We start from the raw sequence: 8200 nt of genomic DNA on the forward strand, positions 1-8200 counted from the left end.
GCCAAGTTGACCGGCGCAGTCGTATCGACGTCATAATCTTCGGTATCGGTCGCGGTGGCGCTGTTGCCTGCTAAGTCGGTGCTGGTGACGCTGGCATTGATAGTTTGATCTGCGTCAGCGGCTAAGTCGCTGCCTTCAACCAAGATACTAAATTGACCTTGTGCATTCACAGTGCCTTGATATTCAACAGTGTTGATCGTCAGGGTCACGGTGTCGCCATCATTAAATTCACCGGTCACCACACCGGCAACGGCGATTTGCTCACCTGATTCCTGTGCGTTGATGATGTCATCTGCGGTGATGTTCTCATCAAGGGTAATGGCCAAGTTGACCGGCGCAGTCGTATCGACGTCATAATCCTCGGTATCGGTCGCGGTGGCGCTGTTGCCTGCTAAGTCGGTGCTGGTGACGCTGGCAGTAACAGTTGTTGTTTCACCATCTACTAGAATGCCTGCATCGACAGTGGTGCTAAATCCAAGAACACTATCATTTAACTCAATGACAGTCGTGGTAATGATAGTATTGCCATCTAAGGTGAGGGTAATAGTATCACCAACTTGTGCAATACCACCTACAGTTCCGCTGAGGGTAACTGTACCAATGGCTTCATCACCATTTATGACGTTATCTGTGCCTATCACTATCTGGTTAAGGTCTATGCTCGTTTCTGCAAGAGTGTCAATAACTGCTGAATCGGAACCTGGTGCAGAGGTATTACCAGCTTGATCTGTAACTGTCGCTGTAACGATTATTTCATTACCTTCCCCAGGGGAAGGTAAAGTCAGGTCTACCGAATTTTCATCAATTTGAGCTTGAGTAAGAATGATATCGACATCATTAACAGTGAGTGTGTCTCCGGCAATCGCACCCGTGCTGGTTAAGTCGATAGTGATATCTATAGTTGATGCTTCAGCAAGTTCATCAAAGTTGATAAATGCATCATTATTTGCATCTGTAGCTATGGTTACTTGCGGTGCTCCATCAATGACTGGCGTCACTTCAAGTGTCAGTATTGCGCTCTCACCCGTATTTGTTGTGTAGGTGATGACTGGTACGCTGCCGTTCCAGTTGTCATTAGGCGTGAAGGTGTAAGAGCCATCTTCATTGATGACGAGTTCGCCACCTTCAACTTCAGCCTTGCTTCCTGCTGTGTATTCTTGATCTTCGACCTCAAAAGAGGCGACTGTTAGGTCATCATCTAGGTCTGAGTCGTTATCGAGTACGTTACCCGTAGCTACACTGTCTTCATCAATAACTTGAACATCATCTTGGACGATACTCATTAAATCGTAATCTTCAGTCGTCGATGCTTGGCCACGTTCGCCATTATGGCCAAAGCCATGCACAACAGCATCAACGACGGTGTCAGCATCTAGTAATAGTTCTGAGCCTTCTACTGTTATTGAGAAGCTACCATCTTCGTTCATTAAGGTTTGGTAATTGGTACCATTTATCGTAATGACGATGATGCCTATGGTGATTGCAGCATCTGCGTTGACTGTACCGGTAATGGTAATGCTTTGTTGCCCTTCGTCATTGGTGACTAGATTATCGCCAGTGATCGGGTCAAGGTCGATGCTGACATCCGCATTTATCGGGCTATCGTTATCGAAAATACGTAATGTACCTTGTGAGTCGGCTAGTTGAGCATTGGTAGGATCGAACAAATTGATAAGCGCAAACTCAGGGTTTGGATTTTCTACAATGAGATCATCAACAATTGGCACTGTAATAAATGCTGTGGTTTGTCCTGGTAGGAAGGTAACAGTGCCTGAGACTGCGATAAAGTCTTCACCAAAGAGTGCCGATAGCTCTTCACTAGAATAACTTACGGTAATAGTTTCGTCGCTTGGCTCACTTAAGGTTAGCGTAAATACCGCATTTTCCATGCCTTCAACTGCGATTGCGTAGTCTATGTTAATCAGAGGCAAATCGCTGCCAGCGGCATCGTTATCAAAAATCGCGAAGTCTAATAGCTCGTCATATACATTCTCACCTGTGACAGTCGCTCTGAAGTACTCGGTAGGTTCAATTTTAGCGTCATCGAAAATTGGTACACGGATCATTACGCTGCTATTGCCTGCAGATAACTCAAAACCAAAAATAGGGCGGGGGATACTGCCACTATAATCGATAGAGGTGACCGTCATCGTCTGCCAAGTCAATCCGCCATCATTTGAGTATTCGATCGGAACCGTATAATCATCGGCATACTCGGCAATTGGAATACCTAATTGCTCGCTAAGAAGTTCACTGGTAAAGGTGATTTCTAAGAGGGAGCCCTCTTCAAATACGAGCTCACTGTTGAGTGTAAACTCATTGTATCCGTCACCTTCAGAAACATCTGGAATGTCAGCCGATAAGTGTGACTTGAATTGATCTTGAGTTGAAGAGGTGACTTCTCTAAAGGCTGTCCAATCCTCAACACGATAGTCGAGTGTTAACCCTTCCAGATCATATTGATCTACGCCTTCGTTTAGGATGATGGCGTAGTTCCCATCACCTAAATCAACCAGGGTTCCAATATCTTCAAAGTCAGCACTTAAGCGCACATTTTTAACGACTAGGTTATCGCTAATAACTTGATGTGCTGTGGCGCCTTTAAGTAAATCTTCTGCCGAAAATGTAATTTGTCCATCTAGCTCGTTATAGTTATATGTAACTAGACCGCCAGGCACTTCAAGTACGTCAACGGTTCTTTCATCTGCAGCATCCGGGGCGCGGTCCCCTGCTAAGTCTTCAATGGTGTCGGCAACGTGACCCATGGCTAAGCTTTCGAAAACGTTTTGCTCGTCAGGAGAGCGTTCTGAATCGCGAGTAAACTCAATCCCAAGCAGTGCAAGGACTTGCGACAGCATCTCTTTACCTGCTGTGGCAATATTTAATGGTTCGCCAGTTGTCGGATCAATATAACTGCTTAATAGTTCGTGTATTGCAGTCGAGATATTGATATTTGAATCATAGCTAGCATCTAGGTTGAGTAAGCTATTCGTTTGTAGGATGCCGTCATCAGTTCCATCACTAAGATCGTTATCCAAAGCTTGTAGAAAAATAGCCATATTTTCTACATAGTTGAGATTACTATCAGCAAGTGAAGTGCCTGCGATATCTTGCAGGAATAAGATTGTGCCTTGAATCGCATCAGCGCCAAAAGCTGCTATGGTGACATTACCTATGGTGAAAGTAATGGTATCGCCTTCACGATAAGTAAATGAGCCATCAGAACCTGCATCACCAGTAAAACCGCTAAGACCCGATGATGTCGTATAGGCTACGCCATTGACAAAGTTATCAGTGAATTGGGCAATTTGAATTGTGTTATCTATTCCAGAGTCGGCGTTAGCATCATCATTGGTATTATTTAAAGATAGGCTTGCAACAAGAGGGAAGTCTTGTTGTCCTGCTGTATCATGGCCTGCATTCGCAATCGTTTCTGATCCGCCGCGAGCAATAGATACATGACTAGAGCCACCCTCGTTACCAGCTTGGTTACCTGCGGCAGTGTCTGGGCCGTCTGTAGGATCTTCTCCTGAAGCGATAAGCGCTTGGATTGCTTCGATTTCACTTAGGGCTTCGTCTTCAGCTGAGGGGGAACTATTCGAAGGCGTTGAAGGAGTGTTTAGTAATTCGCTATTTTCTTCTGATGAGGATGAAAGTGAGCTGCCATCATCTAATAGTATGTCGACAAAACCATCTTCAGCAATCGATATATTAGTTCCAGCAGGAACTAATTCACCTTCACTAAGTTGCTGAACACTACCATTAATAGTAGCGGTAACAATGCCATTGATGTTTTGGATGTGTCCAGCTTGTGTTGTGATTATCGATTTCATTGCCCTGCTCCCTGCAAAAACAAGTTTGTTGTAACTGAGTACTTAAAAGTAACCTCTAATCGTGTGATGTTATATAAATGATTGCTTAAGGTCAATTTCTTGGCGCTTTATGGTTGTTGTTTTTGGAGGGAATGTTGGACTGCAAAAATGGAATTAGAACTAAATATTAAAAAGGCCACTAGATATAGTGGCCTTTTTTCATTCATCGGTAATCGAATCGATGGATTGCTACTTTTGACTGATAATTACGGCAGATTTAATCCGTCATCGACTTGCTCATAAGGTGGAATAAATGGTGTCGTATTTGGGTCTGCTATTAGAGCCTCATCTGTAATAAGCTCTGCAATAATGATGCTAGCATCAGTAGAGCCATAAACACTTGATAGATCAATACCGTCGAGGACAATCATAACGCTATCTGTACTACCTCCAAGCCCATCAGCATCGATAGTAATTGTTGTATCACCTAAATTGAAGCTGAAAGACAAGAAGTCTTCTAGATTACCATTCTCTTCATTCACAAGAAGATCAGAAAGATCCAGTGTATCGATTTGATTGTTAAAGCCATAAATGGTGTCGGTGCTGCCATCAGCGGAGTTAGATCCCCAAACAAAGAAGTCTCTTTCACTGTCATCGGGGTTTAATAGCTCTCCACCGTAAAGTGCGTCATTACCTATGCCTCCAGAGAGTAAATCTCTGCCAACTCCCCCGATAATGGTATCGCTACCGTCACCGCCGATAAGAATATCGTTATTTGCTCCACCATTAAGGGTATCATCACCACCTTGACCAAAGATGATATCGTTACCGTTGTCGCCGTTTAAGGTGTCGGAACCATCATTTGCTTGGGATACATCAAAGCTCGAGTAATTTTCTGATATAAACTCGTGAACATCCACATCCTTAATTGCATTAATATTTACTCCTCGCTCATCGGCAACATATTCTCTAAGCGCTTCCATGCCTTGTAGGCCATTACCTAGGAAGTCAGTTAAGTCGCCAAAAATAATGTCATCCCCATTACCGCCAGCAATGGTGTCATTACCTGGGAATGTATTTGATTGTAAAATGGCATCAGCTAAATCATTCACATCAATGTTATTGATAAGGGGAGTAGCAGAGTCGAACTGACCTAATATTGAAGTGTTGATATTTGGCCCTAAACCGATAGCTTCAACTGTTGAAATACCATTTAATAGCGCGTATGCGGCTAACGCATTATCAAAATAATTACCTGATTGACCATTATCGGTATTTGGAGCGCCGTCAGTAATGAAAAACGTTCGGTTGTTCCCGTTTGCAAAGTTATCGTTAAACCAATTATATGCTTCGTTTAGAGCTGCAGAGTAATTTGTAGTGCCGCCACTGCTCATTGAAGTAAAGGCGGATGCTATCATTGCTGCAGCATTATCCGCACTAAGATCAATCGAGATCAGCCTATTAGCGCTTTGATCAAAATCGACTAATAGTACGTTAACTGTACCTGCACCAGGCTGATTAGCATTCGCTATTAACGTATTTAGTACCTGTGTAATTTGGGCTTTAGCTGTGGCTACCGCGCTGGCTCCCATACTACCGGAAGAGTCAATGACAAAGGCAATATTGTAGCTTTCTCCTGCAATAACGCCTGGTACATCACTGATGATTGTATCGTTGCCATCAGTACCTGTGTACGTATCATCTCCGGGGCTAAGGGTTGCACTACTGTAGATACCAATATCTACGACGGCTGTATCTAAGCCACCGTTTCCATCACTGACGGTGTAAGTGAAGCTAACAGGGTTTGAGGAGTTGCCATTATGATCGAACGCAAAGGCACCATTCTCTTGAACAGTTAATTGACCACCCTGTAATGCAATCACTGCGGAGCCATTTACATAGGTTAGATCTACACCATTAATTTGGGTGATTGTTAGGGGATCAGAATCACCATCGCTGTCAATGCCACTTTCAGTGTCGTCAGCGATCATATTTGCAGTAAGACTTGTACCAGTATCAATGCTATAGACATTATTTAGTGCGTTAGGCTCTAAATTGTCTGGAGTCAAAGTAATGTTGAAATGACCAGAGTTATCTGGTGTGAATACAACGGCGTCATTATCGCCATCTGTTGCAGTGTATCCAAATTCAATATTAATGGGTTCATTATAAATTAAGCCGTTGGATGCAAGGCTAGTTACCTGGAAGTCTTCCCCACTAAGATGAATAATCTCTATGGACATTATATTTAAATTATTAGCCTCGAGCTCTTCGATTATCAAGGTGCCATTAATAGTTGTATTTACCGTTTTGGTGCTGCTGTCCGTATAAGTAATGATATATCGGATGTCGGCAGTCCCAGTATGAACACCGTTATTATTTGTGCCCAGATTAATAGCCAGTAAGGATGTCCCATTAACTCCATAATCGACTTTTATTGACTCATCATCACTGATAGAAGTTTGTGGCCCAACTCCCATACCGTGGCTGTTTGCGTTAATTTGAGAAGATATTCCGTTAGTAAAACCGGTAATGGTTGAGATGATGTTTGCTGCCTGGCCATTTTGGCTATATATGGTTCCATCAGCGTCGACATAGTAAGCCGAGTTATTACCAGCGGGGGCAGACCCAAGATCATAATCAATGATTGTTTCGAGGTCGACCTCTTGTAGCAGGTTAAACTCATAGTCGTAGTGACCATCTTGGTCCATTATTGCCGTTACGGTGAAAACATCCGTTCCGTTAGCACTTGCAGTTAATGTATTACCATTCATAGAGTAGCTGAGGTCTTGACCGTTATACTGGAGACCATCAGTCAACACTTGAAAATCTACATTTCCAAACCCATCAGCTCCAGGATCAAATAGATCCCCTGCGACACTGCTTCCTATTAAGTGCGGAATAATGTTTTCTGCAGACTCATCGACTTCGTCCACTGGTGCATCATCTTCTATCGTGACGTCGAAATCTGTAGCGACATCATGAATACCGTCATTGATAACGGCGCCAAAGTTGAATGTCAGTATATCTTCTATGTCATTTAAAGGATGATCGATATTGGCGAGTAAATTTACGGTGTAAACCACCTCAAACCCCGACAACTCTGATGTTACAGTCCCTAGCACAATTGTCATTACAGTATTGCTACCAGCCATACCTGTGAGTGTTTTAGTATTATTATCCCAAGACCAAGTCACCAGTACATTATTGGAATACATGTCTGTACTCGGGCCTTCAAGTGATACGTCGAATACGTTGCTATTTGGCGTATCTACATCGGAAAATATAATTTTTCCGTCTTGAGTTTTGAGATTAGTTGTATCGGTCGGATCACCAACATTGTCAATAATACCGTTTGTTAACCCTTCTTCTGAAACGGTAGTTGGTGTGGCATCAACAATGCTTGGAGCATCATTACTACCATTGATTGTAATGGTCAGCGTCGCCATCGCCTGCTGGTTATCGGCATCCTCAATCCAGTAGGTGAAAGTATCGGTTTCCATCTCACCGACATCGAGGCCATTGATGGTGGTATTGCTGTCATCAAGCAGATAGCTGTAGCTACCATCGGAAGAGATGGTCAAGGTTCCAAACTCACCGACTAACACGATGTTGTTACCAATCGCGGTATCGCCATCACCTATGGTGACGTTGTTGTAATTTTCTACTTTCACCACATTAAGGGTTTGGTTTTCAGGATCGCTATCGGCGACATCGGCAAAGCCGCTGCCGTGATCCATACCTGCAATCACTTCACCGCTGATCAAGGTCGTGGCGGCATTATTCACCGCTTCATCGACCACATGGGTATCGGCATTGGCGATTGGCGCGTCGTTACTACCGTTGATGGTAATAGTGAGGGTTGCCATCGCCTGCTGGTTGTCGGCATCCTCAATCCAGTAGGTGAAAGTATCGGTTTCCATCTCACCGACATCGAGGCCATTGATGGTGGTATTGCTGTCATCAAGCAGATAGCTGTAGCTACCATCGGAAGAGATGGTCAAGGTTCCAAACTCACCGACTAACACGATGTTGTTACCAATCGCGGTATCGCCATCACCTATGGTGACGTTGTTGTAATTTTCTACTTTCACCACATTAAGGGTTTGGTTTTCAGGATCGCTATCGGCGACATCGGCAAAGCCGCTGCCGTGATCCATACCTGCAATCACTTCACCGCTGATCAAGGTCGTGGCGGCATTATTCACCGCTTCATCGACCACATGGGTATCGGCATTGGCGATTGGGCCGTCGTTACTACCGTTAATGGTGATGGTCACGGTTTCAGTATCAAAGGCACCGTTACTGTCAGTTACAGTGACATCAAAACTTAGGGTGATCACATCGCCTTCGGCTAAGAAATTAAGCAGGTCGTTATCGATATCGTA

Annotated in this window: 2 protein-coding genes; both read right to left on the minus strand. The window is 43.9% G+C overall.

The window, feature by feature from the left end; genetic code table 11:
- Positions 1-3833, minus strand: a 3833-nt coding sequence (locus ACVBIO_RS21130) for a retention module-containing protein (protein ID WP_447173385.1), incomplete at its 3' end; no start/stop codon positions are given.
- Positions 3834-4078: 245 nt separating this feature from the next.
- Positions 4079-8200, minus strand: a 4122-nt coding sequence (locus ACVBIO_RS21135) for a VCBS domain-containing protein (protein ID WP_447173386.1), incomplete at its 5' end; no start/stop codon positions are given.

This window comes from Shewanella sp. 0m-8, assembly GCF_052977265.1.